At 71.7% G+C, this 26,756-nt stretch carries 22 protein-coding genes; 10 read left to right on the top strand and 12 right to left on the bottom strand.

Translation table 11 applies throughout. The features are described 5' to 3' along the window. Positions 1-9: 9 nt before the first annotated feature. Positions 10-981 (bottom strand): COX15/CtaA family protein, encoded by a 972-nt coding sequence (locus G4D85_RS31730; RefSeq protein ID WP_164017800.1) that lies wholly within the window; start codon positions 979-981, stop codon positions 10-12. A gap of 506 nt (positions 982-1,487) precedes the next feature. Continuing rightward, positions 1,488-4,403: a sigma-54-dependent transcriptional regulator gene (locus G4D85_RS31725; RefSeq protein ID WP_240359627.1), complete on the bottom strand. Its 2,916-nt coding sequence runs from the start codon at positions 4,401-4,403 to the stop codon at positions 1,488-1,490. A gap of 196 nt (positions 4,404-4,599) precedes the next feature. Here G4D85_RS31725 and G4D85_RS31720 point away from each other — a divergent pair, with 196 nt between their 5' ends. Then, entirely contained in the window at positions 4,600-5,685 is a 1,086-nt protein-coding gene (locus tag G4D85_RS31720) for a hypothetical protein (RefSeq protein WP_240359608.1), read from the top strand. A gap of 48 nt (positions 5,686-5,733) precedes the next feature. Here G4D85_RS31720 and G4D85_RS31715 read toward each other — a convergent pair whose 3' ends face one another. Continuing rightward, entirely contained in the window at positions 5,734-7,149 is a 1,416-nt protein-coding gene (locus G4D85_RS31715) for an NAD-dependent succinate-semialdehyde dehydrogenase (RefSeq protein WP_164017798.1), read from the bottom strand. 139 nt (positions 7,150-7,288) lie between these two features. Between G4D85_RS31715 and G4D85_RS31710 the strand changes: the two genes are divergently transcribed. The 4 genes from G4D85_RS31710 (at position 7,289) to G4D85_RS31695 (ending at position 9,336) form a co-directional block, all read left to right on the top strand. Beyond that, positions 7,289-7,525, top strand: a complete 237-nt coding sequence (locus G4D85_RS31710) for a hypothetical protein (RefSeq protein ID WP_164017797.1) — start codon at positions 7,289-7,291, stop codon at positions 7,523-7,525. Positions 7,526-7,675: 150 nt separating this feature from the next. Then, positions 7,676-8,095, top strand: coding sequence for a biopolymer transporter ExbD (locus tag G4D85_RS31705; RefSeq protein ID WP_164017796.1), 420 nt, complete (start codon positions 7,676-7,678; stop codon positions 8,093-8,095). Positions 8,096-8,106: 11 nt separating this feature from the next. Further along, entirely contained in the window at positions 8,107-8,532 is a 426-nt protein-coding gene (locus tag G4D85_RS31700; RefSeq protein WP_164017795.1) for an ExbD/TolR family protein, read from the top strand. Between the two features lie 99 nt (positions 8,533-8,631). Beyond that, the gene (locus tag G4D85_RS31695; protein WP_164017794.1) at positions 8,632-9,336 is read left to right on the top strand and encodes a phosphatase PAP2 family protein; all 705 of its coding nucleotides are present in this window, start codon (positions 8,632-8,634) and stop codon (positions 9,334-9,336) included. A gap of 857 nt (positions 9,337-10,193) precedes the next feature. Here the strand turns inward: G4D85_RS31695 and G4D85_RS31690 are convergent. Beyond that, on the bottom strand, positions 10,194-10,592 hold the full coding sequence (locus G4D85_RS31690; RefSeq protein WP_164017793.1) for a hypothetical protein: 399 nt from the start codon (positions 10,590-10,592) through the stop codon (positions 10,194-10,196). A gap of 207 nt (positions 10,593-10,799) precedes the next feature. On the opposite strand from G4D85_RS31690, the gene G4D85_RS31685 reads away from it, so the two are divergent. After that, a complete protein-coding gene (locus G4D85_RS31685) occupies positions 10,800-12,548 on the top strand; it encodes an arginase family protein (protein ID WP_164017792.1) in 1,749 nt (582 codons plus the stop codon). A gap of 29 nt (positions 12,549-12,577) precedes the next feature. On the opposite strand, the gene G4D85_RS31680 is transcribed toward G4D85_RS31685, so the two are convergent. After that, complete coding sequence (locus tag G4D85_RS31680; RefSeq protein WP_164017791.1) at positions 12,578-12,835, bottom strand: hypothetical protein; 258 nt, start codon at positions 12,833-12,835, stop codon at positions 12,578-12,580. Between the two features lie 196 nt (positions 12,836-13,031). On the opposite strand from G4D85_RS31680, the gene G4D85_RS31675 reads away from it, so the two are divergent. The 3 genes from G4D85_RS31675 (at position 13,032) to G4D85_RS31665 (ending at position 18,237) form a co-directional block, all read left to right on the top strand. After that, the gene (locus G4D85_RS31675) at positions 13,032-13,691 is read left to right on the top strand and encodes an acyltransferase (RefSeq protein WP_164017790.1); all 660 of its coding nucleotides are present in this window, start codon (positions 13,032-13,034) and stop codon (positions 13,689-13,691) included. A 156-nt stretch (positions 13,692-13,847) separates the two neighbouring features. Next, complete coding sequence (locus G4D85_RS31670) at positions 13,848-16,019, top strand: PAS domain S-box protein (protein WP_240359607.1); 2,172 nt, start codon at positions 13,848-13,850, stop codon at positions 16,017-16,019. Positions 16,020-16,170: 151 nt separating this feature from the next. After that, positions 16,171-18,237 carry a neutral/alkaline ceramidase gene (locus G4D85_RS31665; RefSeq protein ID WP_164017789.1) on the top strand — a complete coding sequence of 689 codons (2,067 nt, stop codon included), beginning with the start codon at positions 16,171-16,173 and terminating at the stop codon, positions 18,235-18,237. 28 nt (positions 18,238-18,265) lie between these two features. On the opposite strand, the gene G4D85_RS31660 is transcribed toward G4D85_RS31665, so the two are convergent. The 3 genes from G4D85_RS31660 to G4D85_RS31650 form a co-directional block, all read right to left on the bottom strand. Further along, positions 18,266-19,096, bottom strand: coding sequence for a hypothetical protein (locus tag G4D85_RS31660; RefSeq protein ID WP_240359606.1), 831 nt, complete (start codon positions 19,094-19,096; stop codon positions 18,266-18,268). 197 nt (positions 19,097-19,293) lie between these two features. After that, entirely contained in the window at positions 19,294-20,697 is a 1,404-nt protein-coding gene (locus G4D85_RS31655; protein WP_164017788.1) for a protein kinase domain-containing protein, read from the bottom strand. A gap of 361 nt (positions 20,698-21,058) precedes the next feature. Further along, complete coding sequence (locus tag G4D85_RS31650) at positions 21,059-22,159, bottom strand: DNA ligase (RefSeq protein ID WP_164017787.1); 1,101 nt, start codon at positions 22,157-22,159, stop codon at positions 21,059-21,061. A gap of 173 nt (positions 22,160-22,332) precedes the next feature. Between G4D85_RS31650 and G4D85_RS31645 the strand changes: the two genes are divergently transcribed. Then, positions 22,333-22,818: a gluconokinase gene (locus G4D85_RS31645; protein ID WP_164017786.1), complete on the top strand. Its 486-nt coding sequence runs from the start codon at positions 22,333-22,335 to the stop codon at positions 22,816-22,818. Positions 22,819-22,859: 41 nt separating this feature from the next. Here the strand turns inward: G4D85_RS31645 and G4D85_RS31640 are convergent, their stop codons facing one another. The 4 genes from G4D85_RS31640 to G4D85_RS31625 form a co-directional block, all read right to left on the bottom strand. Beyond that, positions 22,860-23,072 carry a protein kinase family protein gene (locus G4D85_RS31640; protein ID WP_164017715.1) on the bottom strand — a complete coding sequence of 71 codons (213 nt, stop codon included), beginning with the start codon at positions 23,070-23,072 and terminating at the stop codon, positions 22,860-22,862. A gap of 243 nt (positions 23,073-23,315) precedes the next feature. After that, complete coding sequence (sitI6, locus tag G4D85_RS31635; protein WP_164017785.1) at positions 23,316-24,026, bottom strand: SitI6 family double-CXXCG motif immunity protein; 711 nt, start codon at positions 24,024-24,026, stop codon at positions 23,316-23,318. A 13-nt stretch (positions 24,027-24,039) separates the two neighbouring features. After that, positions 24,040-24,711 carry a SitA6 family polymorphic toxin lipoprotein gene (sitA6, locus tag G4D85_RS31630; RefSeq protein ID WP_164017784.1) on the bottom strand — a complete coding sequence of 224 codons (672 nt, stop codon included), beginning with the start codon at positions 24,709-24,711 and terminating at the stop codon, positions 24,040-24,042. A 290-nt stretch (positions 24,712-25,001) separates the two neighbouring features. Further along, the gene (locus G4D85_RS31625; RefSeq protein ID WP_164017783.1) at positions 25,002-26,732 is read right to left on the bottom strand and encodes a hypothetical protein; all 1,731 of its coding nucleotides are present in this window, start codon (positions 26,730-26,732) and stop codon (positions 25,002-25,004) included. Positions 26,733-26,756 lie beyond the last annotated feature (24 nt).

Raw genomic sequence — 26,756 nt, 5'->3', positions numbered from 1 at the left:
GGCCGCGCGTCACGCCGGCTCGACGCCCGGAGCAACCTGAGCCTCGGCCACGGCCTTCGGCGCATCCGAGGAGAGCCCCGCCGCGCACAGCTGCACCAGCGCCATCCACACGAAGTCCGCCAGCAGCAGGTGCACCAGCTGCATCCACACCGGCGCCAGCAGCACCAGGTTGACGAGGCCGGCGCACAGCTGTGCCGCATATATAATGATAAGGGCCGTCGACGCCCGCCGCGCCTCCGCCGAGGGCCGCAGCCGCGCCACCCACCGCGACACCAGCACCACCAGCGCGCCAATCCCCACCGCCAGCACCGGGTGCAGCACCCGCAGCCGGATGAACGCGTGCGCCGTCTCGGACAGGTCCTGCTCCAGCCCGTGCGCCAGGCTCTGCGACGGGAACAGCGTGTCACCCAGCGCCGCCACCGCGCCGCTCACGCCCAGCAGCAGCAGCCCCGCCACGCTCGTGCCCAGCAGCACGCCCACCAGCCCCTGCCCCCGCAGCGTCAGCGACGCGCGCCCGCGCGAGAACCACACCACCAGCGACTGCGCGCCCACCAGGAGGAACGTGTTCACCAGGTGCACGCCCATCCACACCGCCCGGCCCACCGACGCGTTGTCCGCCACGTACTTCAGGAGGACGATGCCCGCGCCCACCAGCGCCTCCGTCACCATGAAGACCAGCGCCCACACCGCCGCGCGCCGCGCCGGGTGCCCCTTCACGTGTGTACGCACCGCCCACACGCACAGCGCCAGCGCGAGCACCATCGCCAGCCCGCTCGTCAGCCGGTGCGTGTACTCGATGAGTGTCGCCACCGTGGGCGCGCGCGGCACCACCTCGCCGTTGCACACCGGCCAGTGGTCTCCACACCCCGCGCCCGAGCCGGTGGCCCGGACGAAGGCACCCCACAGAATCACGCCCAACGTGTAGGCGAGCACGCCCAGGCTGAAGACCTGGAACCGACGGGACGAGGCAGCGTGGGTCATCGCGCTCCCCATAACCCACTTCGCCCCCGACTGCTGCCCGGGCCCCCTCATCCAGTTTCACCCCGGCCATCAGCGAGGCTGCTCGGCTCCTGGCTTTCTCCACCGTCCGACATATCCAGAAAGCGTCTCTCGGATATCCCACCCGGCCGGTTGGATATGCCTGCTCCCTGCACCTACCTCGAAGGATGATTTCCGTTTGCGCGCCAGGGCCCTCCAGGGCTGGCACGCGGAGTGCTTTGCCTCAGGTCAGTGCACGACGGTGCTTCACGAAAGGCCGCCCGCACACGACATCCCATGGAGGCCGCTTCGGCGGCCCCGGCACCCCGGGCCGGAGTTCCCCCCTCTCCGTCCCGCGGGTGTGTTCTTTCAGAGGCACTGGCAGCAAGGCGCTCCGGGTCGGGGTTTCCCCCCTCCTCGGCCCGGAGTGCGACCTCTACCGAGTTCCCACAGGGGTGTGGGGAAACAGGGCGGAGCGCATCGCGGGTTGGGGACTGCTTCTCCTCGCCTCAGCCCGCGATGCGCATCTGCTCGGCTCCCAGCACGGCGGGCAGCTGACCGTACGCCATGGAGCGCTCAATCACGTTGCGCAGCTCGCGCACGTTGCCGGGCCACGGGTGTGCCACGAGCGCCGCCAGCGCGTCCGGGCCGAGCTGTGGCGGCTCCTCTCCCTCCGGCGTGAGCTGCCGTACGAAGTGCCGCGCCAGCGCCACCACGTCCTCGCGCCGCTCGCGCAGCGGGGGCACCCGCACCGGTACGACTTGAAGCCGGTAGTAGAGGTCCTCGCGGAAGCGGCCCTCGCGCACCAGCTGGCCGAGGTCTCTGTGCGTGGCCGCCACCACCCGCACGTCCACCTCCACCGGGCGGATTTCCCCCAGCGGGAACACCTCGCCATTCTCCAGGAAGCGCAGCAACTTGGGCTGCACCTCCAGGGGAAGCTCGCCAATCTCGTCGAGGAAGAGGGTGCCGCCGTGCGCCGCGCGGATGACGCCGGGGTGGTCCGTCGTCGCGCCGGTGTAGGCGCCGCGCCGGTGGCCGAAGAGCTGGCCCTCGAAGAGCTCCCTCGGTACGGCGGCGCAGTTGAAGGCCACGTAGGGGCGCTGCGCGCGCGTGGACAGCGTGTGGATGGCCCGGGCCACCAGCTCCTTGCCGGAGCCGGACTCACCGGTGACGATGACGGTGGCGCGGCTGGCGGACAGGCGCGCCAGCTCCGCGCGCAGCCGCTTCATGGAGGGCGACGCGGCGATGAAGCCCGGCAGCTCCATGTCTCGCACGGACTCCGTGTCGCCCAGGGCGGTGGGGGGCTCCACCTCCGCGAAGCCGCGCAGCATGGCGACCTCCAGCGCGAAGCCTCCCAGGCGGGACAGCGCGGTGAGCAGCGCGCGGCCGTCCGCCGGCAGCGGGCCCGTCACGCCCAGGCGCAGCCGCCGTCCACACCCGTCTCCGAACTCCACCTCGTCCGTGGCGGGCACCGAGGCGGGGCCGGCGAGCAGCGTGGCCCGGCCCTGGGAGTCCAGCTCCTCCAGCCGGGGCGCGCAGCCGGGGAAGAGGCCTTCCAGTACGCCCAGCAGCTCGCGCTGGATGAGGGGCGCGCCCATGCCGCGCACGGACAGTCGCTCGAAGGGCACCACCAGCGCCTCCGCGCCCAGCTTTGACGGGCGAGCGGGCACGGTGGGCGCCGGGAGCGGGCGCGGCAGGGCACGGGTGAAGTCCTGGGGAATGGCCATGCCCGCGCGGCGCATCTCCGCCTCGCTGGCGGCGAGCAGCTCCTCGGCGGCGGGGTCTCCCTCCAGTCCCGCCACCAGGGCCAGCAGGTGGCGCGTGAAGAGGGCCATGCACACGTCGCCCGCGAGGCGGAAGGTGCCCAGCGACGCCTCCATCTGCTCGCGGGCCTCGCGCGGGCGGCCCTCCATCGCCAGGAGCATGCCCTCGAAGCGGTTCAGCACCGCGGAGTGCACGGCGGACGGCATGCGCTCCAGGAAGACGCGCGAGCGCCGCAGCATCACCCGTCCCTCGGTGAGCTGGCCCGCGAAGGCGCGCGCGCCCGTCTCGTAGACGAGGCACTCGCGGCGCAGGAAGGGCCAGCCGCCCAGCTCCATCACCCGCGCGCTCGCGGCGGCGAAGTGCTCGGCGGCGCGCGCGACGTGGCCCTCGGCGAAGTCCGCCATGGCTTCCGCGAAGAGGGCGTAGGCGCCGGTGAGCTCGCGCTGGATGGGGCCGTCATAGGCGGCCAGCCGCCCGGCGTACCGGCGCAGCTCCGCGTGGCGCCGGGTGACGAGCCCCAGCAGCACGCGCGGCACCACCAGGTGGATGGGCGTCCAGCTCAGCTCCACCACCACCGCGTCCGCCTCGTCCAGCACGGCCTCGGCTTCCGCGAAGCGCGTCAGGCGCAGCAGGGCCTCGGCCTCCGCGCGCGCGGCGAAGATGAAGGCGAAGCTGCGCGCCATGCGCCCGCTATACGCGGCCTCGCGCGCGCGGCGCACGAGCCGGAGCGCCTCCTCCGGCTCACAGGCTTCCTCCAGGCGGCGCTGCGCGAGGAAGGCGAGGCCGCGGGCCTCCAGGAAGGCATAGCCCAGCCGGGCCGAGCCCTCGACCACCTCGCGGAAGCGGCGCGTGGCCTGCGCGGACTCGCCGCGGATGGTGGCCTCGTGCGCGCACGCCTCTTCCGCCACCAGGCGCAGCACCGGGTCCGTCACCTCCGGCAGCACCGCCGCCAGCCGGCCGGCACAGCGCGCCACCCGCTCCGCCTCGCCCAGGTAGAAGGCGCCGGCCAGCTCCGCGATGCGCAGGTAGCAGCGCATCTCGGGGTTGTCGTGCGAGGCCAGCAGCGCCTCCGCGCGCGCCACATGCGCGTCGGCCTTGCCCATGTCGAACAGCTTGCCGTCCGGTGACGCGTAGAGGTTGGCCGCCAGGGCGTGAATCTGGAGCTCCAGCGTCTCCGGCAGCACGCCCGAGGCGGCCTCGTCCAGGTGGGGCAGCAAAGAGGCGAAGGCGCTCCGGGAGTCTCCGCGTCCCCAGCGGTGGACGTGGGCCATGCCGACCGCGGCCTGGGCGCGGGCGGCCGGTGTCCGCAGCACGCCCGAGGCGAGCAGGGCCAGCAGCTCCTCCTCCGCCGCCCGCCACTCCGCGCGCTTCAGGCGGGCGAGGATGGGCGCCAACTGGGCGGACTCCTCGGGCCGGAGCTCCTGGCGCTGGAGGGAGGGGGGAGACGTGGGGGAGGCACCACCCTCGAGGAGCCGGCGGAGCGCCTGGGCCACCCGGCCGCGCGGGCGGCGTGCCTGCGGGGCCTCTTCCGGCAGCTCCCAGCGGTAGACGGTGAGAGGGGTGACGCCCAGCAGGCGGGCAAAGGCGGCCCGGCTCTGCTCTCCGCGCAGCACGCGGATGACGTCGGGGCCCAACCCGCGGGTATCCCCCTTCTCCTCCATGCTCACCACACGCAATCCCCTTACGTCCCCCCGGCCCGCCCCATTCTCTTCGGGCTTTTCAGGGGGGAATGCAAACGATTGAGCATTTCCGATTTTTAAGTCCGAGCCGGCTAAGGGAGGGGCCCGTCCGTGGGCCAGGCGATGGAGAGAGCCCTCCGCCCCCCTCAACACCCCGGGAAGTCGTTATCGTCAGTGCGTGACCCGTGGACCGCGCCAGCCACCTTCCGTCCCTTCCTCGCGTGCCCAGGACGAGCGCCTGGGCCGGCTGGAGGCAGCGCTGGCCGAGGGCCGTGCGCGGGAGGACGCCTGGGTGGAAGAGTGGGTGCGCCGCACCGGGCGCCTGCCGCCCCGGAAGGTGCGCCGCAAGTGGGAGAAGAAGTGGCGCAAGGAGGCCCAGCGCGCGGCGCGGCGGGCCGAGCGGGAGGCGCAGCGGGACCGGGCTCGCAGCCCCGCGCGGGGCGGCATGTACGCGACGCTGGCCGTCACGTGCGTGCTGATGGCCATGGCGCAGCCCCGGCGGCTGTGGTGGCTCGTCTTCGTGGCGCTGGTCTTCTTCCTCCTGGCTGCGAGGCACCTGGAGCGGCCCCGGCGTGACGCGCTGCGAGACGCGGAGGCGCTGGGGACGGGGGGCCATGCGCGAGAGGCAGGGGACTCACGGACGTCCTCGCGCGAGGCGGAGGCCCGGCGGACGCAGGCGCCCGGGCCTGACGTCGCGGAGCCCTCCACGGAAGCGACGGTGGACCCCCGGGTGGCGAAGGTGGACGCACTGTGCGGCAAGCTGCTCGCCGAGCTGCGCGGAGGCCCGGCCGTGTTGCGCGAGGTGGTGCACGCGCCGGAGCGCACGGTGGAGGCGCTGCGCAAGGGGTGTCACGAGCTGGCGCACAGGGAGCGCGAGCTTCGAGCGCTGTCGACGCCGGAGGAGGCCCGCCGGCTGGAGTCCGAGCGCGAGGCGCTCTTCACCCGCGTGTCGACCGAGGAGGACGCCGTCGTGCGCGAGCGGCTCGCCGGCGCCCTGGCCGCGCTGGACGAGCAGCGGCGCCAGCGCGCGGAGCTGGCCACCGCGGCCAACCGGCTGGAGGCCGAGCACACGCGCCTCTACTACACGCTGGAGGGCCTCTATGCGCAGGTGCTGCGGGTGCGCTCGGCGGACACCTCCGACGAGGACGTGGCCGGCGCGGGCCTGCGGCACAGCATGGAGCAGCTCGGCGCGGAGGTGGACGCGGTGACGCAGGCGCTGGAAGAGGTCCACCGCCCGCCCGACGGCAGGGTGCGGACGCGGTAGGACGGCCCGGAGCCCGCGGGCTCCGAGCTGAGAGCCCCCGTCCCCGAGCTACTCGCTGACGGAGTTCCGGGGCGGAGGCGGCTGCTGCGGGCCCGTGCCGGTCGCGATGCGCACCGTCTTCATGTTCACGAACTCGCGGATGCCCACGTCGGCCAGCTCGCGCCCGTGGCCCGAGTGCTTCACGCCGCCGAAGGGCAGCCTCGGGTCCGACGCCACCATCTCGTTGACGAACACCATGCCGGAGTCGATGCCGTCGATGAACTTCCGCTGCTCCGCCTCGTCCTTCGTCCACACGCTGGCGCCCAGGCCGAAGGGCGTCGCGTTGGCCAGCTCCACCGCATGGTCCACGTCGCGCGCGCGCAGCAGCGTGGCCACCGGGCCGAACAGCTCGTCATGGAAGGCGGGCGCCTGGGGCGGCGGGTCCGCCAGCACGGTGGCGGGGTAGAAGTTCCCCGGGCGCTCCAGCGGCTTGCCGCCCAGCAGCAGGCGCGTGCCGGCCTTGACGCTCTCGTCCACCTGCGCGGCCAGGCCCTTGAGGATGCCCTCGGTGGCCAGCGGCCCCAGGTCCGTCTTCGGGTCCATGGGGTCGCCCACGGTGACGCGCTTCATGCGTTCCACGAAGCGGCGCTCGAAGTCCGCGGCGATGCTGTCCGCGACGATGAAGCGCTTGGCGGCGATGCAGGACTGGCCGTTGTTGATGAGCCGCGCCGTCACCGCCGTCTCCACCGCCTTGTCCAGGTCCGCGCTCGGCATGACGATGAACGGGTCGCTCCCGCCCAGCTCCAGCACCACCTTCTTGATGGCCTTGCCCGCCGCGGCGCCCACCGCCCGGCCCGCGCCCTCGCTGCCGGTCAGCGTCACCGCCTTCACCCTCGGGTCCTCGATGACGCGATTCACGTCCGAGGTCTCAATCATCAGCGCCTGGAACGCGCCGCGCGGGAAGCCCGCCTGGACGAACAGCTCCTCCAGCGCCAGCGCGCACTGGGGCACGTTGTGCGCGTGCTTGAGCAGCCCTACGTTGCCCGCCATCAGCGCCGGGGCGGCGAAGCGCACCACCTGCCAGAAAGGGAAGTTCCACGGCATGATGGCCAGCACGGGGCCCAGCGGCTGGTAGCGCACGAAGGCCCTGTCCCCGCCGACTTCAATCGGCTGGTCCCTCAGGAGCCCCTCCGCCTTGGAGACGTAGTAGCGGCAGGCGGTGGCGCACTTGCGGGCCTCGGCCTTGGCGGCCTCCAGCGGCTTGCCCATCTCCTCCGTCATGATGCGGCCGTAGCGGGGGGCCTCCGCCTCCAGCAACTCCGCGGCGCGCCGCATCCAGGTGGCGCGCTCGGCGAAGGAGGTGTGGCGGTAGGTGCGGAACGTGTCCGCCGCGAGCTGGAGCTTCGCCTCCAGCTCCTCGGCGGTGTGCGTGGCGAAGGTGCGCAGCGTCTTGCCCGTCGTCGGGTCAATGGTGGCGATGGCCATGTGAGTCCCTCCTGTAACCGTGTGATAGCAGGGGAGGGCGGGGACACAACGCCGCTCGTGGGGCGAGCGTCCTGCCGCAGACTCGATTTTCGTCCCCCCGCCTCCCTCCTTTATATGGAGGACAAGGACTGGAGACCGCATGCCCGACCTGATTCGTGAACGCCGCTTCAACCCCCTCATCGCCGGGGTGCTGTCCGTGCTGATTCCGGGCCTGGGCCAGCTCTACAAGGGGCAGCTCATCCGGGCCGTGCTGTGGTTCTGCATGGTGGGGGTCGGCTACTTCCTCCTCGTCGTGCCGGGCATCATCCTCCACGTCCTGTGCGTGGCGGGCGCGGCCTTCGGCGGGGCGGGCAGCGACCGCATCCGCGTCGCCTGAGTGCGTCCCGTCCGGCTCCGGAACCGCTTCCGGAGCCGGCGCCGACCCCATGACGCAACCGTGACTGAATGCTGGCGGGACGTCCGCCAACGCGCCGTCGCGTCCGTGTTCCCCTGAGGCTGTCCCTTCCTGCAAGGAGCAGCCGCGTAAATGGGAATGTCCGCCGGTGGTGGTCGGGGTGGAATCAAGAGCGACATCAACGTCACCCCGCTCGTCGATGTGGTGCTGGTCCTCCTCATCATCTTCATGGTCGTCACGCCGATGATGCAGCGGGGGCAGTCCGTTGAGCTGCCCCGGGCCGTCCAGGTGGAGAAGGACGGCAAGGATGACCCGCTGGTCCTCTCCGTGATGCCGGACCGCAAGCTGTTCGTGGAGGCCCAGGCGTACCCGGACGACGCGACCTTCCAGACCCGGCTCCAGGCCGAGCTGCGGCAGACGCCGGGGCGGCGCATCCTGCTCAAGGCGGACCATTCCCTCTCGTGCGGCGACGTGCAGCGGGTCCTCAAGCTCGCGCGCTCCGCTGGGGCGGAGCGGGTGTCCTTCGGCGTGGAGACGCCCGACAAGTCGTGAGGAGGCCCGCCATGCGTACCCCGAAAAAGAGCTTCGTGAAGCCCCAGTCCGCCGTGCAGTCGGACATCAACGTCACCCCGCTGGTGGACGTGGTGCTGGTGCTGCTCATCATCTTCATGGTCGTCACGCCGCTGATGAACGCGGACCTCGCCGTGCAGCTCCCGGAGGTGTCCGATGCCCCGGCGCCGCCGCCCTCGCCCGGGGAGAAGACCTGGGTGGTGGGTCTCACGCCCGAGGGAGGGCTCACGCTGAACGATGAGCCCGTGGACGACGCCGACTACGTGGCGCGCCTCAAGGCGGTGCTGGACGCGCGCCCCCGGGGCCAGCGGCACGTGTTCTTCAAGATGGATGCGCGCGCGGGCTACAGCCGACTGGTGACGGCCCTGGATGGGGCGAAGTCGGCCGGCGCGGAGGAGCTGGGGGTGCTCACCGACTGAGCAGCCGTGGACAACAGCCGACACTCCGAGCACTCCGGGGCTCCGCTCCGGCCCCGGGTGCTTAGTGTCACGAACATGTGGCGGAGGCTCTGGGAGCGGATGTCGAGGCTGGACGTCGCGGTGACGCGGCTCCTGGGGATGCTGTTGTTGCTGGGGGCGTGCTTCCTGGGCTTCGTCGCCCTGTCGGACGAGGTGTCCGAGGGCGAGACGCAGGACTTCGACGAGCGCGTGCTGCGCATGCTGAGAGACCCGAAGGACCCCTCGGTGGCGCGGGGGCCCTGGTGGCTGGCGGTGTCGGCGGAGGAGGTGACGGCGCTGGGCGGCGTGACGGTGCTGTTCCTCGTCACGCTGACGGTGTGCGGCTTCCTCCTGCTGGCGCGACGCTATCGGACGCTGCTGCTGGTGCTGGCCGCGACGGGGGGCGGCATCCTGCTGAACTCGCTGCTCAAGCAGCTCTTCTCCCGGCCGCGTCCCTCCGTGGTGCCGCACCTGACGGAGGTGATGACCCACAGCTTCCCCAGCGGACACGCCATGCTGTCGGCCACCGTGTACCTCACGCTCGGCGGGCTCATGGCGCAGCTCGCGGAGCGTCGGCGGCTCAAGGCGTACATCCTGGTCGTGTCGCTGCTGCTGCCCTTCATGGTGGGGCTGACGCGCGTGTACCTGGGCGTGCACTACCCCACGGACGTGCTGGCGGGCTGGGTGGCGGGGCTGGCCTGGGCGCTGCTCACCGCGCTCGTGGCGCGCGCGCTCCATCGCCGCAGCCCGGAGCTGCGCGCGGAGGCCCGCAAGCCCGTGGAGTGAGCGTGAGCGTCGCGGGCGGCGCAGGGCCTTCATCTTGCCGACCAGGTCCTCCGGCGCGCTGTCCGGAGGCACCTGCAACGTGCGCGTCGCCTCATGGCCCAGGGAGTCATCGAGCAGCCGCACCGCCGCTCCCGCCGCGCCCGGAGGCAGTTTCGCGCGGAGCGCTGCGATGATGCGGCCCGGATGTCCTCGGGCGGCGGCTCTCCGGTGTCGGCAAGGCGGTCGTCGAAAAGCAGGCGCACTTCGGCGGACGGCACGAGGTGCCCCGCCGCGTCCACCCGTAGTGCGCCGTCCTCCTCCGTGTCCTGAAGGGACGTGGGCGGCAGGGTCTCCCCGGCGCGTGCTGCCCCGCGCCGCCCGCCGCGGCCAGCGCTGTCCTCACGCCGGACGCGGAGCTCGCCGCCACCTCTCGCCCCGCGCTCGTGGTGCCAGCGGGGGTGCCAGTCTCTTCCGGCCCCTCGCCTGGGAAACAAGCCACCCGCGCACACCGGCCCCAATGGCGGCTCCCAGCGCGAGCGCGCCGGCGAAAGGACGGGGCTTCACGGCGGTGCCTCCAGGGGCCGCGGGGTGACCCGGCACGGCGATGTGATTCATTTCATCAGGCGCTCGCGGATACCGGCAGCCAGGCCCGAAGTCTGGCAGCCCCGCGATGGCCGGGCCGACCACGCCGTCACCGCGGAGCCCGTCGGGTGGCGGGGCGAGGGCGTGCTGTTCGGAAATGTCGGGACATTTGCGCCCCACAAAACCCCCGACATTTCCGAACAGCACGCTCCCAGACGCGTCCGGGCCACCTCCCAGAGGGCGGTCCGGGAGCGCCCAGGTCCGCCCCGGCGGCGGACGCTCGGTCTGTCGTCGCCTCAAAGTCCCGCGTTCTTCATCCGGTTGGCGTGCGAGCGGAACACGGGCCTCGGGTTGCTCTCGAAGAGGTTGGTGCTGCCGAGCATCTGGTTCACGTCGTCCCGGTGGCCACGCCCTGGCTGCACGCCGTTGCGGGTGAGCGCGTCCAGCCCCTTCAGCGCGTCCTGCGGGTGGCTGTCACCGGACAGCAGGCCTGGCACCGTGCCCAGGCTGTTGGCGAAGTCGGCCAGCACGCCCTCCGTGAAGCCGCCTGGCGCCACGTTGCGGCGCAGGTAGTCCGCCAGGTCCGCCCCCTCGTCCGGCGAGCCCACCGTCGTCACCGACACCACCAGGTCCGGCCGCACAGCCGGCGCATCGCGCACGTCCAGGCCGCCGTGGTTGTGGCTGCTGAGGTTCATCCCGGGTGTGCAGGACGCCGGGCACGGCAGTCCCGCCGGGCGGAGGCGGACTCTTCACGCCGGGTGAGTCGCCGGCCCGTCCTCCGGGCGTGCGCGAAAAAGGCCCCGTGACGCCGTGGCCTGCGCGAAGCTTGCCGCCTCCGTGCCCGCCCCCTGCCCGCCACCGTCCCCCTCCGCCACCATCCGTCTCCGCCCGAGGTGCCGCGCATGAGCGTCTGGGACTGGCTGGGGCGCTGGGGGCCGGGAAGCAGTACGGGCGTGCCCATCTTCTACGACGAGTCCTACCGGCTGCCGCTCAGCGGCATCGAGTCCACGGTGGGCATCGAACCGCGCGGGGTGGACTTCACCACCTGGTACCTCCTGGAGAAGGGCGTGGTGCGCCCGCAGGACGTGCACCGCCCGCTGCCGGTGAGCTACGCGGAGCTGGCCCGCGTGCACGACGGGGCGTACCTGGAGTCGCTCGGCCAGCCGGAGACGCTGGCGCGCATCTTCGCCACGGACCCGTCCGAGGTGCCCGTGGACACGCTGCTGTCCAACGTGCGGCTGGTGTGCGGCGGCACGCTGGGGGCGGCGCGGCTGGCGCGGGCGCGCCGGGGCCCGGTGGTGAACATGGCGGGCGGCTTCCACCACGCGGCGCCGGGGCGGGGCGGCGGCTTCTGCGCCGTGAATGACCTGGCGGTGGCGCTGGCGGCCCTGCACGCGGAGGGCTTCGACGGGCAGACGGTGGTGCTGGATTTGGACGCGCACCCTCCGGACGGCACGGCGGAGTGTCTGGCGGGACAGGAGCGGGCGTGGATTGGCTCGCTGTCCGGCAGCGACTGGGGCGCGCTCCCGCTGGAGGTGGACGAGACACGGGTGCCGGAGCGCTGCACCGACAACGACTACCTGTCGCTGCTGGAGGGGCTGCTGTCGCGCATGCCCCGCCCGGACATGGCCTTCGTGATTGCCGGCGGGGACGTGCTGGCGGGAGACCGCTTCGGCCGGGTGGGGCTGACGCTGGACGGCGCGCGGCGCAGGGACAGGGCGCTGGCGAGCGCGCTGCGCGGCGTGCCCAGCGTGTGGCTGCCGGGCGGCGGCTACCACGCCGAGTCGTGGAAGGTGTTCGCGGGCACGGTGCTGGTGCTGGCGGGGAAGGGCTCGCGCCGCATCACCGCGCGGTATGATCCGCTGAGCGCGCGCTACCAGCGCATCTCCCGGCTGCTGTCGCAGGAGGGCACGCAGGTGGAGGAGCCGCTGACGCTGGAGGACCTGGAGGGCTCGCTGGGGCTGGGCGGCACGCTGCAGCCGCGGCTGCTGGGCTACTACACGGCGCAGTCGCTGGAGTACACGCTGTTCCGCTACGGCCTGCTCTCGCACGTGGAGCGGCTGGGCTACAGCCGGCTGCGGGTGGAGGTGGGCTCCACCGGGGCGGGGGACCGCCTCAAGGTGCTGGGCCGCACGGGCGGACAGGAGCACCTGCTGGTGGACGTCGTGCTGGAGCGGCGGCCCGTGGCGGGCGAGCCCTTCCTCTTCGTCAACTGGCTGAGCCTGCGCCACCCGCGCGCGCGCTTCAGCGAGCGGCGGCCACAGCTGCCGGGGCAGGACGTGCCGGGGCTGGGGCTGTCGCGCGAGGCCACGGAGATGCTGCAACTGATGGCGAAGCGGCTGAACCTCGCGGGCGTGGCCTTCCGTCCCATGTGGTTCCACCTGGCGGCGCTGGCCCGCTCGCGCTTCCGCTTCGCGGACCCGGTGCGGCAGGGGCGCTTCGAGGCGATGGTGCGGGACTTGTCCTCCCACCCGATGCTGGAGATGACGCGCGCGGTGGTGGACGGCCGCGTCCTCCTCAACGGGGAGCCGTACTCCTGGGAGCCGGACGACATGGTGTCGCGCCTGGAGCCCGCCGCCGCGGACGTGGAGGTCATCGCCGCCGAGCGGGAGCGCTGCCACTTCACCGTGGAAGGGGCAGCGGACCGCTGAGTCAGGTCGTCAAGACTCCCAGTCGACTCTCAGTTACAGCAGTACCGGTGTGACGGACACACCCTGCCGTCGGCGCAGACGGGGACGCACATGCCCAGGTCGTAGTCACAGACGAACGGGGAGGACCTGACACAGGGCGACGGGTCCTCCGCGCTGCAGGAGATGATGTAGGCCTGCTCCGTCTGCGAGAGGTTGTCCTCCGTCTCCGGCTGCTCGACACCGCCACAGCCCGCGAGGCCGGACAGCAACATCAGGGCGATTCCCGCACTCCGGATTCGAGTCAGCATTTGTGCACTCCAGTTGGATGGTGAGGCGCTCACAGTATGTCACCAGTTGCTCATGCAGGTGACTTGCATGAGCGCCGCGTGTCCGGCCCGCTGTTCTGTCCAGGGGTTGTCTCTCTGGCCTTGAAGCGCCGGAGCCGCGCGCGCCCGGAGGCCGTTCCGGCGTGGGCTCCTGGCTTGCGCGTGGTAGTCAGGGAGCGTGGACCTGGACGCGCGCCGCCGCGAGCAGCACAAGCTCCGGCTCTCCTGGATGCCGTGGCTCTACTTCGTGCTCAAGCCCCGCCACCGCGAGTGGGCGGAGGCCTGGCAGCGCGAGGTGCAGCAGTGGTTGCGCGAGCTGGAGACGGTGGAAATCGCGGAGGGGTGCTTCATCGCCCCGGAGGCGCGAATCTTCGCGGAGCCCGGACGCACGGTGTCCATTGGACCCGGGTGCAGTATCGCCGCGGAAGTCTTCGTCCATGGACCGGTGGTGCTGGGACCCCGGGTCAGCCTCAACGCCCGGGTCAGCCTGGACGGTGGGTCGGCGGGCATCCGCATCGGCGAGGGCACCCGTATCGCCACCGGCGCCACCCTCTACGCCTTCGACCATGGGCTGGCGCCGGACCGCCCCGTGAGGGAGCAGCCCGTCACCTCGCGGGGGCTCGTCATCGGCGCGGACGTCTGGGTGGGGGCCAACGCCGGAATCACGGATGGTGTTACCGTGGGGGACCATGCCGTGGTGGCCATGGGCTCTGTCGTCACGCGGGACGTGCCTGCCTGGTCGATTGTCGCCGGCGTGCCTGCCCGCGTCATCGGGGACCGCCGACTGCGCCCTCGCTCGGGCGCTCCGGGTGGGTGGGAGCCCGACGACGGAGCGTGAACTCGTTGGCCCTTCCATTGACTTCCAGACATTCGGTGGCCGTATGCTTCGGGATGACGTCGCCACTGGGAGGGGAATCAGGGTCTGGAACTGCTCCCGGCAGCCGCGTGCGCTGTCAGGACTCCGGCCCTTCTCCGTGGGCGCAGGAGGCCGGACTTGGCGGACGAGCAGCGGGCAGCGGGGCACGCTGATGCCCAGGACACGGTTCCCGAGGAGCCGTCTCCCAACGGGCGCGAGCCGCACGCGCCCTCGCACCTCCTGATGCGTCCGCCCAGCACACCGGTGGATGCGCAGCGCGCGCGGCTCCTCGACGAGCTGATGCGCGAGGTGGTGTTCCAGCTCGACGCGCGCGGCAACCTCGTCCTGCTGGGGCGGCCCTGGGAGCGCCTCACGGGCATGCTGGTGGAGCGGTGGCTCGGGCGCTCGCTGGTGGACGCCTTCCACCCCGAGGACCGGGAGCGCGCCCGGGAGCTGCTGGAGTCCACGGCCCAGCAGCGCAGCCTGGCGCCGCGCGAAGAGCTGCGCATCGAGGCGGAAGGCGGCCGGGGCATCCGCTGGGTGGCCCTGTCCGCCCGCGCCCTGCCCGCCGCGCCCGGCGAGGTGGTGGGCACGCTGGTGGACGTCACCGCCCGGCGGCTGGCGGAGGAGGCCGTCACCACCCGCGAGCGCTACCTCGAGACGATGGTGGACGTGCAGCAGCGGATGATGCCGCACGAGCTGCCGCAAGACTTGTACGGCGCCATCGTCGAGCCGCTGGGCCGCGTGTCCGCCGCCAGTCGCGTCTACGTCTTCGAGATGCACCGGGGCCCCGAAGGCAACCAGCTCGCCTCGCAGCGCGCGGAGTGGTGCGCGCCCGGCGTCGCTCCCAACCTGGAGGACCCGGAGATGCACGGCCTGCCGTTGCTGGAGGCGCTGCACCCCTACCAGGCGAAGCGGCTGCTGCGCGGGGAGCCCGTCCAGGGGCTGCCCCGGGACTTCACCGAGATGATGGCGCCGGTGATGGAGTCGCAGGGCGTGCGCTCCGTGCTGCTGCTGCCGCTGCGCGTGCACGGGCTGCTCTTCGGCGTCATCGGCTTCGACAACTGTCGCGAGGCGCGCCCCTGGGGCCCCATCGAGGTCAACCTCCTGTCCGGCGCGGCCGGCGCCCTGTCGCTGGCGCTGGAGCAGCGCACGGACAACGCGCTGCGCGTGCACACGGAGACCACGCTGCGGCGCACCGAAGCCGGTGTGCACCTCTTGATTGAGGCCTTCCCGGACCCCGTCATGGTGCACGTGGGCGACGGGGTGCTCCTGTCGGTGAACCCGGCCCTGATTCAGTACCTGGGCTACCGCGAGGCCTCGGAGCTGGTGGGCCGCCACGTGCTGGAGGTGGTGCGGCCGGAGGACCGGGCGGCGGCGCAGCTCCACCTGGGCCAGGCGATGGAGGGCCACCACTCCGCGCGCGCGGTGGAGATGCCGCTGGTGCGCAAGGACGGCGAGGTGGTGGTGGCGGACCTGGTGACGCTGGCCGTCGTCTTCGACGGGACGCCCGCGCGGGTGACGGTGGCGCGCGACTTCACCGAGCGCAAGCGCACCCAGGCGCAGCTCATGCTCACCGACCGCATGGCCTCCATGGGCCTGCTGGCCGCCGGCATCGCCCACGAGCTGAACAACCCGCTCGCCTACGTGCTGTCCAACCTGGACTACCTCCACGGCACGGTGGGCCCGCGCTCGCGCCCCCTCACGCACGACGAGCTGGTGGAGTGCCGGCAGGTGCTGGACGACGCCCGCGAGGGTGCCGAGCGCATGCGGCAAATCGTCCGCCAGCTGCGCGTCTTCTCCCGCGTGGAGGACGGCAAGGAGGAGCCGGTGGACGTGCACCGGGTGCTGGACTCGGTGACGCAGATGGCGGCCAGCACGGTGCGCGCCCGCGCGAAGCTGGTGAAGGAGTACGGCGACGTGCCCCCGGTGCGCGGCAACGAGGGCAAGCTGTTCCAGGTGTTCCTCAACCTCGTCATCAACGCCGCGCACGCGATTGAGGAAGGCCAGTCCGAGACGAACGAGATTCGCCTCACCACGTTCCTGGATGATGGCGGCCGCGTCATGGTGGTGGTGCGGGACACCGGCCAGGGCATTCCCCCCGAGCACCTGCGCCGCATCTTCGACCCCTTCTTCACCACCAAGGCCGCGGGCGTGGGCACGGGCCTGGGACTGTCCATCTGCGACACCATCGTCAACCAGATGGGCGGCCATATCTCCGTGGAGTCGTCGATGGGAGCAGGCACCACCTTCCGCGTGTACCTGAACGTCGCCCCTCCGAAGGAGCCGTCGAGCCGACCGGGCGTGTGAGCGGCGCCTCCCTTCGCCCCCTGGGGCGAGGCGAGAGGCCCCGCGGACTGTGGCCCGCCTGACGGCGCGCCCGTCGCGGCCCTGCACGCGGGCCCGTTCCGTCACCAACTTGTCCCCAGGAGGCGCATCCCCGGGCGCCCCGGAGGCAGGTATGCACCGACAGCTCGTCCGGCCCTTCCTGGCGCTCTCCCTCGTGCTCGCCACGGCGGCAGGGGCCGCCAGCCCCGTCCCCCCGGCGCGTCCGGACGGCCCCGACGGCTCGGACGACGCGTGCGCGGGCCAGCAGCGCTTCCTCGTCGGCGCGGGCGTGGGCGACATCACCGGCCCCGCCGCGGAGGTGGGGATGATGGGCTACGCGCAATTGGCGCAGCAGACGTCCGGCATCCACCAGCGGCTGCGCTCGCGCGCCTTCGTCATCGCCTCGCCCTGCAATGGCCGGCGGGTGGCCTTCGTCAGCGCGGACCTGGCCATGGTGTTCCAGGGGGTGAAGCGGCAGGTGGTGGAGAAGCTGCGCGCGCGCTTCGGCGACCGCTACACGGACGACAACGTCCTGCTGAGCGCCACCCACACGCACTCGGGGCCGGGTGGCTTCTCGCACTACGCCTTCTACAACCTGACGTCGTTCGGCTTCGTGCCCCAGAACTTCGACGCCATCGTCTCCGGCATCGTCGCCTCCATCATCCGAGCCGACGCCCGCCTCGCCGAGGGCACCGTGCGGCTGGCGGCGGGCGAGCTGCTTGGTGCCAGCCGCAACCGCTCGCCGGAGGCCTACCGCTTCAACCCACCCGGGGAGCGCGCCCTCTACACCTCCGACGTGGACACGCGGATGACGCTGCTGCGCCTCACCCGGACGGACGGCACGGAGGTGGGCCTCATCAACTGGTTCGCCGTGCACGCCACCTCCATGGGCAACGACAACACGCTCATCAGCGGCGACAACAAGGGCCTCGCCGCGTCCCTCTTCGAGTCGTCGCGCGGCGCGCGGCCCACCGGCGGGAGGGACACTTTCGTGGCCGCCTTCGCCAACTCCAACGAGGGCGACGTCACGCCCAACGTGCTCGGCGGCACGGACGGCGGCGGCGCGGACGACTTCGAGGACACGGAGCTCGCCGCCCGCAGGCAGTACGACTTCGCCGCGCGGCTGTGGGCCACCGCGAATGCGCCCCTCACCGGCGGCGTGGAGTACCGCCAGACGTACGTGAAGCTGGACGCGGTGGACGTGGCACCCGCCTGGACGGACGGCAAGCCGCGCCGCACGTGCACCGCCGCCATCGGCGTGTCCATGCTCGCCGGCGCGGAGGACGGGCCGGGCTTTGGCGCGGAGGGCGCTTCGTGCGCCGCCATCCACGACGTGTGGAGCCAGTTCACCTGCGCCGTCACCACCACGCCCTGTCAGGCGGAGAAGCCCATTGTCCTGGAGCCAGGCAGCATGTCGCCCTACCCGTGGACGCCGGAGGTGCTGCCCCTGCAGCTCGTCACCGTGGGCAACCTCGCGCTGGTGGCGGTGCCCTTCGAGCTGACGACGATGGCCGGCCGCCGGCTGCGGCGCACGGTGCTGGAGCGGCTGGCGCCCCTGGGCGTGACGGAGGTGGTCATCGCCGGGCTGGCCAACGACTACGCGGGCTATGTCTCCACCCGCGAGGAGTACGCGCGCCAGGCCTACGAGGGCGCCTCCACGCACTTCGGCCCGTGGACGCTGGCCGCGCTCCAGCAGACCTTCGACACGCTGGCCACGGCGCTGCGCGACGGCCAGCCCGTGCCCCCGGGCCCCGCGCCCCGGGATTTGCGCCACGTGCAGACCAGCCTCCAGCCGGGCGTGGTGTTCGACGACAAGCTGCTGTGGGTGGACTTCGGCGAGGTCGTCACCGACGCGCGCGCCGCCTACGCGCGGGGAGACACGGTGAGCGCCACCTTCTGGGGCGGGCACCCGAAGAACGATTTGCGCCTGGAGGGCACCTACCTGCGCGTGCAGCGGCAGGGTCCGGGCGGCGCCTGGGTGGACGTGGCGGACGACAGCGCCTGGGAGACGCGCTACCGGTGGCGGCGGGAGAACTGCGTGCCCACGCTGGCCTGCTCGCACGTCACCGTGGAGTGGGACGTCCCCGCGGACGCCGCACCGGGCACGTACCGGCTGGTCCACGAGGGCAGCTGGAAGTCCGGCTGGGACGGGCGCGTGCGCCCGTACTCGGGCGCCTCGCGCTCCTTCACCGTGCGGTGACGGCGGCGGTGCGAAGGGCCCCGCGGGCCTACCGGCAGGTGCGCTCCGCGGTGCACTCCCTGCGGCACTTCTCACAGGCCTCGCCGCCCGTGCCGCACTTGGACTCCTCGTTGCCGGGCTCGCAGGTGTCCCCCGAGCAGCAGCCGTTGGGGCACGAGCCGGGTGTGCAGCGGCACCTGCCGTCGACGCACGCCTGGCCCGGGCCGCAGGGGCTGCTGCCTCCGCACTTGCACTGGCCCTTGTCGCACCGGTCCACGTTGATGCCGCCGCACGCCGGGTTCCCCCCACAGGTGCAGGTGCCCAGCGCGGAGCACGCATTGGCCCGGACCCCGTCGCACACCGTGCAGCCCACGCCGCCCACGCCGCAGGACTGGAAGGTGCGAGGCACACAGAAGCCGTCACGGCAGCAGCCGTCCGGACAGTTCATGCAGAAGCTGCCCGCATCCGGGGTCCCGGAGTCGCCCCCATCCGGAGTCCCCGCGTCCCCGCCATCCGGCGTGCCGCTGTCGGGGACCTCCGACCAGGGCACCAGCGCCACCCGCACGTCCACCTCGTACCCCGCGCGGACCTGGGTCTCCGCCGTGCCCTCCGCCGCGAGCGCGGCGCCGCTCCGGCCCTGCAGCCGCAGCGTCACCCGCGCGCCGTCCGGCGCCTCCGGCAGCAGCACCCGGAACGTCTCACCGCTCTGCAGGATGCGCCCCGGGTTCTCCGGCAGCAGCGCGCCGGGAAGCTCGCCTCCGCCCTCCACCTGGCCCGACACCTGGAGCTGCGTGAGCTGCAGCAGCGGGTCGAACTCCGTGGTGACGTACAGCGCCGTCCCCGCCGCCGTCGCCGCGTCCTGGCAGGCGCTCGTGGCCACCAGCAGCAGCGAAGCCAGGATGATGGCAACCCCCGATGACCCGACTGACCTTCGGCCCTTTCGACCATCCGCATGCATCATGGTGGGCAAAGGCTAGCGAATTGCGTCTTCCCTGGAAGCCTCGCGTGGCGACGGAAGCCCGGGCGCGTCAGGAAGGGAACGCGGACCCGGGTGAAGAGGGTTGGATACCGCACTGCTCACAGCTGCGCCTCGGGCGGTGGGCCGGGCGGCGCGGGTGTCCCGGGGCGGTGGGGCTGCACGCGGTGGATGAGCTCGCGCAGCCGGGCGGAGGGGTTGAGGAACTGCACGCCCACGCCCGGCGACATGCCCCATGCGCGGGCCTGGGCGGAGTCCACGTGCCGCACCACCTCGCCCGAGCACGGCACCACCTCGCCGGCCAGCAGCAGGGTGAACTCCAGGCGGGTGAAGAGGCGGGGGAAGGGCTCCGCGCAGCACATGAAGAGGCCGCCCTTGCTCAGCTCCGTGCAGCGCACCTCCACCTCGCCGGAGCCCGTGCGGCGGCGCACCTTCGCCAACCACGTGAGCGGCGGCGTGAGGTTCGTGGGCGTTGCCTCCGCCCCCTCCGCCTCCAGCACCGCCAGCGACGGCGAGGGCACCGGCGTGTCCCCAATCGGGTGTCGCATCGGCGCGTGCCGGATGGCGGGGGGCACGGCCGCGGCGAGCAGCGCCTCCTTGAAGTCCAGCGCGGTGGCGTAGCGGTCCTCGCACCGGCGCGACAGCGCGCGCAGCAGCACGTCCGACAGCGCCGGAGGCACCACGGGCGACAGCACGTGCGGCGGCACCGGGCCCACGGGCCCCAGCGACAGCGCGAGCTCCGCCATCTGCCCGCGCTCGAAGGGCAGCTGCCCCGTCGTCAGGTAGTACGCCGTCACCGCCAGCGCGTAGATGTCCGCGCGCCCGTCCACCGGCTGTCCCGCCCACTGCTCCGGCGCCATGTACGCGGGCGTGCCCAGGACGATGCCCGCCGCCGTCTGGTCCTCGTTCTGCGGGCGGTGCGCCTTGGCCACGCCGAAGTCCAGCACGCGCAGCGACGGCGGCTCCGTCGCGTGCCGCACCACGAAGAGGTTGTCTGGCTTCAAGTCCCGGTGCACCACGCCGCAGCGGTGCGCGGCGTCCAGCGCCTCACACGCCTGCGCCAGCAGCAGCACCAATTGCGTGGGGTCCACGGGCCGGGGCAGCTGTGACAGCGGCACGCCCTCCAGGTACTCCATGACGAAGTAGTGGATGTCGCCCGGCGCCTCGCTGATGTCGAAGATGTGGACGATGTTCGGATGGCCCACGACGTTGACGGTGCGCGCCTCCGCATAGAAGCGCGCGCGCAGGCTCTCGTCCTGCGCCAGGTGCGGATGCAGCACCTTCACCGCCACCCGGGCGCCGATGCGCGTCTGCTCGCCCAGGTACACCGTGCCCATGCCGCCAGCGCCCAGCCTGCGCACCAGCAGGTAGTGGCCCAGCGTCTGGCCGGTCAGGTCCACGGACGGGGGCTCCACCTCTTGGGTGGACATGCCCACCTGCGTCCAGTGCACGTTCTCGCACAGCACGTCCTCGGGATGTTCAGACAGACAGAGCTCGCAGTGCATGGTTGGCCAGAGCAGACACCAGGATGGGGATTTCCTGGACTGTGCGAGGTTGATGCACCGTTCGTCTCTAGACCGCGCGCGCCTCGCCGGGGCGGTGGCCCCAGGTACGAGACGCCGGTTCGCGCCATTGCGATGACCGCTAGCGCACACCCCTCACAAGGTCGTCTTCTGTGGGCGCATCATTTTGAGCAGGCGGTGCGGACGCGTTTCGTCCAGCGCTTTCGTGCACGCCTCCGCTCGCTGAACCTGCCTGCCTTCCGCCAGCGGGCACTGCGCGGCGGCTCCGTCGAGCAACGGACCGGGAGCGGCCCTCGGGGGCCGGCGGGCTCCGGCGCCCCGGCCCCCCGCTTCCACGGCCCGACTACGCCCGGGCCTTCGACTTCGCCTTGGCCTTGGCCTCGAAGGGGGCCGCGTCGATGCGCACGCCCACGTACGTGGGGAAGCGCGGCACGCCGTCGTCGGACAGCTCCTGGTAGCGGAAGGTGATGACGGTGCCGATGGCCGGCGGGGCCTCGCGCTCGGCGTCGGACAGGCCGGTGCCCACGCTGAAGCGCGTGCCGTTGCGCAGCTCCACCTCGAGCGCGCCCAGGCGGCCCTTGTGACGGCCGGCGCCCGCCACGTGCCCGACGACGCGCGCCTCGTCGTCCTTGAAGCTCTTCACCTTCAGCAGCGTGTGCGAGCGGCCCGCCTCATAGCGCGAGCCGGGCTTGCGCAGCATGAGCCCCTCGCCGCCCAGGCCCTCTACCCGCTCCAGCTCCGCGCGCAGGTGCGGCGTGCCCTGGCAGCGCTCATGCTCGTGCCACTTCGCGTACGCGGGCTTCGCGTCCTCCATCCATTTGCGGCAGTGCTCCAGCCGCTTCTCGAAGGGCGCGTCCACGGACGGCGCGTCGAAGGCGACGAAGAAGAGCTCCTTCCAGTCGTTGCTCCGGTCCTGCCGGCGGACGATGCTCACCGTGCGCTGGAAGCGCTTGCGCCCGCCGAACAGCTCACCGTCGAGCGGGAAGTCTGGCAGCCCCGCGGTGAACCACGCGGGCGCGAAGAACTCGTTGCCCAGGCGGGACCAGAAGCGCTGCCCGTCCCAGTACGCGCGCACGCCGTCGAGCTTCTCGCTCATCCACCAGTCGGTGAGGTCGACGTCGGTCTCCCATGAGTGCGCCAGCAGCAGCGGCGGCGCCTTGGCGGCGGCTTCCTCGGAGGCCCCGGCCTTCTTCGCCTTGCCCGCGCTCTTCGCGGCGCTGGCGGGGGCGGCGCCGGACGCGCTGGCGGCGCCGGTACGTGCGTCCTCGGCGGCGTCCCCGCGCACCTTGCGCAGGTGCTTGCAGGTGCGCCGCTCGATGGCAATCGACTGGTTGCGCCAGGCGGGGCACGAGCACGAGTACACGCCGCCGGTGTTCTTGAGGATGTAGGGCTTGGAGCCAGAGCCCTGGAGCGCGAGCTGTTCGCCGTCCGCGATGTCCGCCATGTACTTCCCCCTCCGTGCCGCGTCAGTTGCGGCGATGAAAGGAAGAGTACCTGGGGGGTCTGACATGCCCAGGACGTGGTGAGGTGGGCATTCGGCGTCCAATGGGGTGGCGCGCGAGGGCGCGGGGCCGAATGATGGGCGGCGAATTTCACGGCACCGGGAGGCCGCACGGGATGATTGTCATCGTCATGGGGGTGTCCGGAGCCGGGAAGACCACGGTGGGCCGCGCGCTGGGGAAGTCGCTGGGGTGGCGCTTCGTGGACGCGGATGACCTGCACCCGAAGGCCAACGTCGTGAAGATGGCGGCGGGTGTGCCGCTGACGGACGAAGACCGGTGGCCCTGGCTCCAGGTACTGCGTGAGGTGGTGGCGGAGGCGCTGGAGCGTGGAGAGGACCTGGTGCTGGTCTGCTCCGCGCTCAAGAGCTCCTACCGGGCGCTGCTGGAGGTGGACCCGTCGCGGATGCGGTGGGTGTACCTGGATGCGCCGCGCGAGGTGCTGGCGCGCCGGCTGTCACAACGTCACGGCCACTTCATGCCGCCGTCGCTGCTGGACAGCCAGCTCGCCACGCTGGAGGTGCCCGAGGATGCGCTCCGGGTGGACGTGTCGCCTCCGCCGGACGTGGTGGTGAAGCGCATTCGCGAGGGGTTGGGGCGCTGAGGTTGCCGGGCCTGCGCTGTCCGTCAGCTTCGCCTTGCCGCTCAGCTTCGCGCGGATGCGGCTGGGGTCAACCGCCCGTGGACGATGTGCGGGCGCCCGCTGACGGACTCCATGATGACGTGCAAGGCCGCTTCGGTTTCGTGTAGCCCGTGGACGCGGGCGATGTTCGGATGATTCAGGTAGGTGGCCAACCGCACTTCCTCGACCAGCCGCTTACGCGCCAACCGGGTGGCATCGGTGAGCGCTGGATTCATGGTGAGTGGACGCAGCCCTGACGGAGAATGAGAAGGGCGGGCGGTTCGGGGACCGTGCACTGCCGCGCATTCCGATGCGCCCCACTGAGGTCAGGTTGCCTCCCTCGCTCCAGCCCGGTGGGTGCGCTCCTGGCAAGCACCACCGGACGGGGCCGCCCTCCCCACCAGCGCCGTCAACCGGTCCTGGACGGAGCCGAGCACGCGCGGCGCCCCCAGGTTCTCCAGTCGGAGCGCTTGGCGCCGCTAGCGCGTTGGCAGCTCGTGGAACGTGATGCCGCCTGGCTCCAGGCGGCGCACGGCCTCCATGAACCGCTCGGTACCCACGATTACCGTCGAGTAGTCACCCACCCGGAACAGGTCCAGTTCCGGGGGCAGGGACGCCGCGTCCAGAATGGGTTCATCCGGCAGCCGGAAATACACCCAGCCGCAGGTCGGGCACGGCGGAGGCACGTCCGGGGGAATGCAGTCCGGGTGAAGGCGACCGTGCGGCTCTATCTGAAGCTCCAGCAGCTCAGGCGGGTTCTTCTGCCGGAACCGCAGCTCCGTCCGGCAACCCAACAGCCCCCTCACGCCTTCCGCCTGGAGGCGCTCCAGCGCATGCCGACGAATCACCCAAAGCACGTCACCCAGGGACGTGAACGGGCCGAACTCCCCGGAGGCAAGGCCCACCAGGGGACCCAAGTGTGTGCCGGGCGGCAACGGAGCATTGGGCGGCGCCAGGGGGCGCACCAGCTCCCGCAGGCGCGCGAACTCACGAAATGGCTCGGGTCGGGCCACCTCGAACTCGCGGCGCTCCGGCATCTGCGACAGGTCCACAGCGGGATACTGGTGCCCTGCACTCGCCCACGTGGCGCCGCACGTGTGGCACCGCACGCCGGGCAGACGCCACTTGTGGGTGGCGTCGAAGCCAGCCGCTACCGCCTTATCCTCGCGCAGCCAAAAGAACCGGCTCATCTGTTGGAAGACCTCACGCTCCGGGGCGGGAATAGTAAGACTGAATGGGGCCTCCGATGAGCTCGAAGCGGTGAATCATCTCCCCCGCGAACTTGAAAATCTCCGTTGGTGGGGCGTTCTGGTTTCTCGTCTTGAACTCGCGCCACGCATCATTCCATGCGCCACCACGTCCGCTGCCGTCGTGAATGCGTCTGTGGACGTGAAGCGGAATGGGCATCGTGTAGTCGTGGATTTTGACGCCCCGGGCCTCGAACCACTCCGCCAGGTCCTGAGACTGGGGAAAGATGTGGTGCTTCTCCCAGCGGCCCGGCGTGAGCTGGCGTGAAGGGGGGGTGATTTGCTCGGGGGCGCCGTTCCAGTTGGGGAACACCATGACGGCCCCACCTGGGAGCTTCCCCGCGCCCCCCCAGTTCCTCCGGGGACCACTCCCAGGCGCCGCAGAAGGCGCTGGAGGACGTGCAGGCGGGAAGCGCGCCAGCTCGATTTCACCGGGCAGGTCCCCGCACCGGTAGAAGCCACAGGCGTCCCCCAAGCATAGGAGCGAAACGCACTGGTCTGCCTCGGCGGTGTGGCACTCCACCTCCGCCTCGTCCCATGCCTGCGCCATGGGAGTGGGTGGCGTGGTGGAGCAGCCCAGCCAGAGCACCGCAACCAACGAAAGCCCGAAAGCATGAAAGGTTCGCATATCCAGCAAAAATATCATTCCAACCTGCCGTGACGAGAGGGGAGCCGCTGTGGCTGCTCATCGAGTAGCGGGACGATGAGGCCGAGCCCGCCAATGACTTCCTCGTTTCCCTGCCGGGGTTCAGAACGAAGAAGCAGCTCAGCCGTCACAGCGTCATACGGCTCGCCATGGCGCGTGTGATTGCCACCTGGCTGCCTCGCTGCCCCACTTGCCACCGCTCCAACCACCGACGCGCCTCACGCAGCCAGCCCGTCTCCCCGTGCACCCCGCGGGCCCCTGACGCAGGAGTGCTAGTTCCGCTCCTCCGTCAGCCAGCCCTTCTCGTGGTCGAAGGCGCTGACGAAGGCGCTGGTCAGCACGCCCGTGTTGAGCGTGCTCTCGAGCTCCTCGAGCACCGTCTGGAAGGAGTTGGAGAGCTGCTCGGCGAACTGCTCGGCGGCGTCTGCTCCGTCAATCTCGCTGTTGCGAATGGTGTCGCCCAGGGCGGAGATGAGCACGTCGCTGCCCGTGAAGCTGGGAATCAGGGCGCCCAGCGTGGAGGTGACCAGGTTCGCCAGCGTCTCGCGCTCGGCCTCCCCTTCCTCCAGGAGGATGGTGGCTCCCCCCAGCACGGAGGCTGCGAGACGTCCGAGCTTGTCGGAGAGGTTGGCGCGCTCGGCCTCGTTGGCGTCGGTGGTCTCTCCGAGCCGGTCGAAGATGGCGCCGGAGTACTCGTCGATGCGGCGGTTCAGCAGCTCGGAGATGCTCTCCGTGCCCTTCCCGTCGAGCCCCTCCTCGATGGGCACGTTGGCGAACGCGGGGTTGAGCAGCGTGTTGGAGAAGAAGGTCGCGAGCGTGGACTCCTCGTCGTGTCCCGTCGCCAGGTAGTGCTCCAGCAGCCCCTCGGTGTCGAAGGCGAAGAGCCGCGTCAGGTTGGCGGCCACGCGCTCCTGTCCGTCCGTCGCGTAGTCGCCGATGAGGCCGCCGTACGCGTCCGGGAGGGCGTCGTTCAGCAACTCGAAGGCTTCGACGCGGTCCGCGTTGGTGGGGTAGTGCTCGGCGATGAGGGCGGCGGACGAGGTGAAGGCGAACGCCGCGAGCGCCGCATCGCCCTCATCACCGCGCTCCTCCAGGGCCTCGCCGATGGACTCCACGAGGCCGCCGTCCACGCTGCCGGTGGTGGACCGCGCGAGGTCGGGCAGGTACGGCGCGAGCGAGAGCAATTCCTCCTCGCTGAAGGGCTGCTCGTTGTGGGCGGTGATGAGCGCGTCCGCCACTGCCTGCCGCTGGGCCGGGCTGAGCACGAGGGTGTCATAGGAGCCAGGGTCGAAGGTGAGGTCGACATTCTCCAGGGTGCGCACGCCCAGGAGGCTCCCCATGGAGTCGACGCCGCCCTCCACGACTTGATGGATGAGCTCGGCCTGCGCCTCGGGAGACAGCTCGCCCGAGGCGAGCGCGTCCGCCAGCTCGGCCGGGTTGCGGATGTCGTCCAGCGCCTCGTCGACCTCGTCCTCCACCGAGTCACTGGCGGCGGTGCGGACGTCGCCCGCCGTTGCGCCCGTCCCCTCCTTCACCTGCTTCTCCGCCGGAGCTGCCTCCGCCTCCATCGGGCTGCTGCCGAGGGACTTCTCCGCCGGAGCTGCCTCCGCCTCCATCGAGCTGTTGCCGAGGGACGTCGCCGCCGGCTTCACCTCGGAGCGCTGCATCTCCTTGTGGAGCGGGTCCATCTGCGGGGCCGGCATCTCCATGCCGCGTCCCAGCGCACCGTTGACCCGGAAGGCGGCCATGCCAGGCCTGCCGCTGACCGTGAGCTCGGCACCGCTCGGCATGCGCGAAGTCGCCATGTCCGGGACGATGCCCATGGGACGGCGCTCATCGGTGATGACGGGCATCCCCGCGGGCCGAGGCGCTGACCTCTCGAACGAGCTGCGCTCCGTCTGACGCGCAGCGGCGGCCGGAGGAGGCTTCGCCGGCTTCGGCTCTGCCCTGGGGAACGACGGAGGAGTCGTGACAGTGAGCTTGCGCTGGAGCTTGAGGTTCATGTCAGTGCTACGCACACGTCGAAA

Source organism: Pyxidicoccus trucidator (genome assembly GCF_010894435.1).
Taxonomy (GTDB): Bacteria; Myxococcota; Myxococcia; order Myxococcales; family Myxococcaceae; genus Myxococcus; species Myxococcus trucidator.
The sequence above is the reverse complement of the archived record's forward strand: the minus strand, read 5'-3'. Positions and strand labels throughout refer to the sequence as shown.

What these genes read in the sequence shown, in the direction of transcription:
- G4D85_RS31730 (WP_164017800.1), bottom strand. Translation starts at nt 981, where the DNA reads ATGACCCACGCTGCCTCGTCCCGTCGGTTCCAGGTCTTCAGCCTGGGC.
- G4D85_RS31725 (WP_240359627.1), bottom strand. Translation starts at nt 4,403, where the DNA reads ATGGAGGAGAAGGGGGATACCCGCGGGTTGGGCCCCGACGTCATCCGC.
- G4D85_RS31715 (WP_164017798.1), bottom strand. Translation starts at nt 7,149, where the DNA reads ATGGCCATCGCCACCATTGACCCGACGACGGGCAAGACGCTGCGCACC.
- G4D85_RS31710 (WP_164017797.1), top strand. Translation starts at nt 7,289, where the DNA reads ATGCCCGACCTGATTCGTGAACGCCGCTTCAACCCCCTCATCGCCGGG.
- G4D85_RS31705 (WP_164017796.1), top strand. Translation starts at nt 7,676, where the DNA reads ATGGGAATGTCCGCCGGTGGTGGTCGGGGTGGAATCAAGAGCGACATC.
- G4D85_RS31700 (WP_164017795.1), top strand. Translation starts at nt 8,107, where the DNA reads ATGCGTACCCCGAAAAAGAGCTTCGTGAAGCCCCAGTCCGCCGTGCAG.
- G4D85_RS31695 (WP_164017794.1), top strand. Translation starts at nt 8,632, where the DNA reads ATGTCGAGGCTGGACGTCGCGGTGACGCGGCTCCTGGGGATGCTGTTG.
- G4D85_RS31690 (WP_164017793.1), bottom strand. Translation starts at nt 10,592, where the DNA reads ATGAACCTCAGCAGCCACAACCACGGCGGCCTGGACGTGCGCGATGCG.
- G4D85_RS31685 (WP_164017792.1), top strand. Translation starts at nt 10,800, where the DNA reads ATGAGCGTCTGGGACTGGCTGGGGCGCTGGGGGCCGGGAAGCAGTACG.
- G4D85_RS31680 (WP_164017791.1), bottom strand. Translation starts at nt 12,835, where the DNA reads ATGCTGACTCGAATCCGGAGTGCGGGAATCGCCCTGATGTTGCTGTCC.
- G4D85_RS31665 (WP_164017789.1), top strand. Translation starts at nt 16,171, where the DNA reads ATGCACCGACAGCTCGTCCGGCCCTTCCTGGCGCTCTCCCTCGTGCTC.
- G4D85_RS31655 (WP_164017788.1), bottom strand. Translation starts at nt 20,697, where the DNA reads ATGCACTGCGAGCTCTGTCTGTCTGAACATCCCGAGGACGTGCTGTGC.
- G4D85_RS31650 (WP_164017787.1), bottom strand. Translation starts at nt 22,159, where the DNA reads ATGGCGGACATCGCGGACGGCGAACAGCTCGCGCTCCAGGGCTCTGGC.
- G4D85_RS31645 (WP_164017786.1), top strand. Translation starts at nt 22,333, where the DNA reads ATGATTGTCATCGTCATGGGGGTGTCCGGAGCCGGGAAGACCACGGTG.
- G4D85_RS31640 (WP_164017715.1), bottom strand. Translation starts at nt 23,072, where the DNA reads ATGAATCCAGCGCTCACCGATGCCACCCGGTTGGCGCGTAAGCGGCTG.
- sitI6 (WP_164017785.1), bottom strand. Translation starts at nt 24,026, where the DNA reads ATGAGCCGGTTCTTTTGGCTGCGCGAGGATAAGGCGGTAGCGGCTGGC.
- sitA6 (WP_164017784.1), bottom strand. Translation starts at nt 24,711, where the DNA reads ATGCGAACCTTTCATGCTTTCGGGCTTTCGTTGGTTGCGGTGCTCTGG.
- G4D85_RS31625 (WP_164017783.1), bottom strand. Translation starts at nt 26,732, where the DNA reads ATGAACCTCAAGCTCCAGCGCAAGCTCACTGTCACGACTCCTCCGTCG.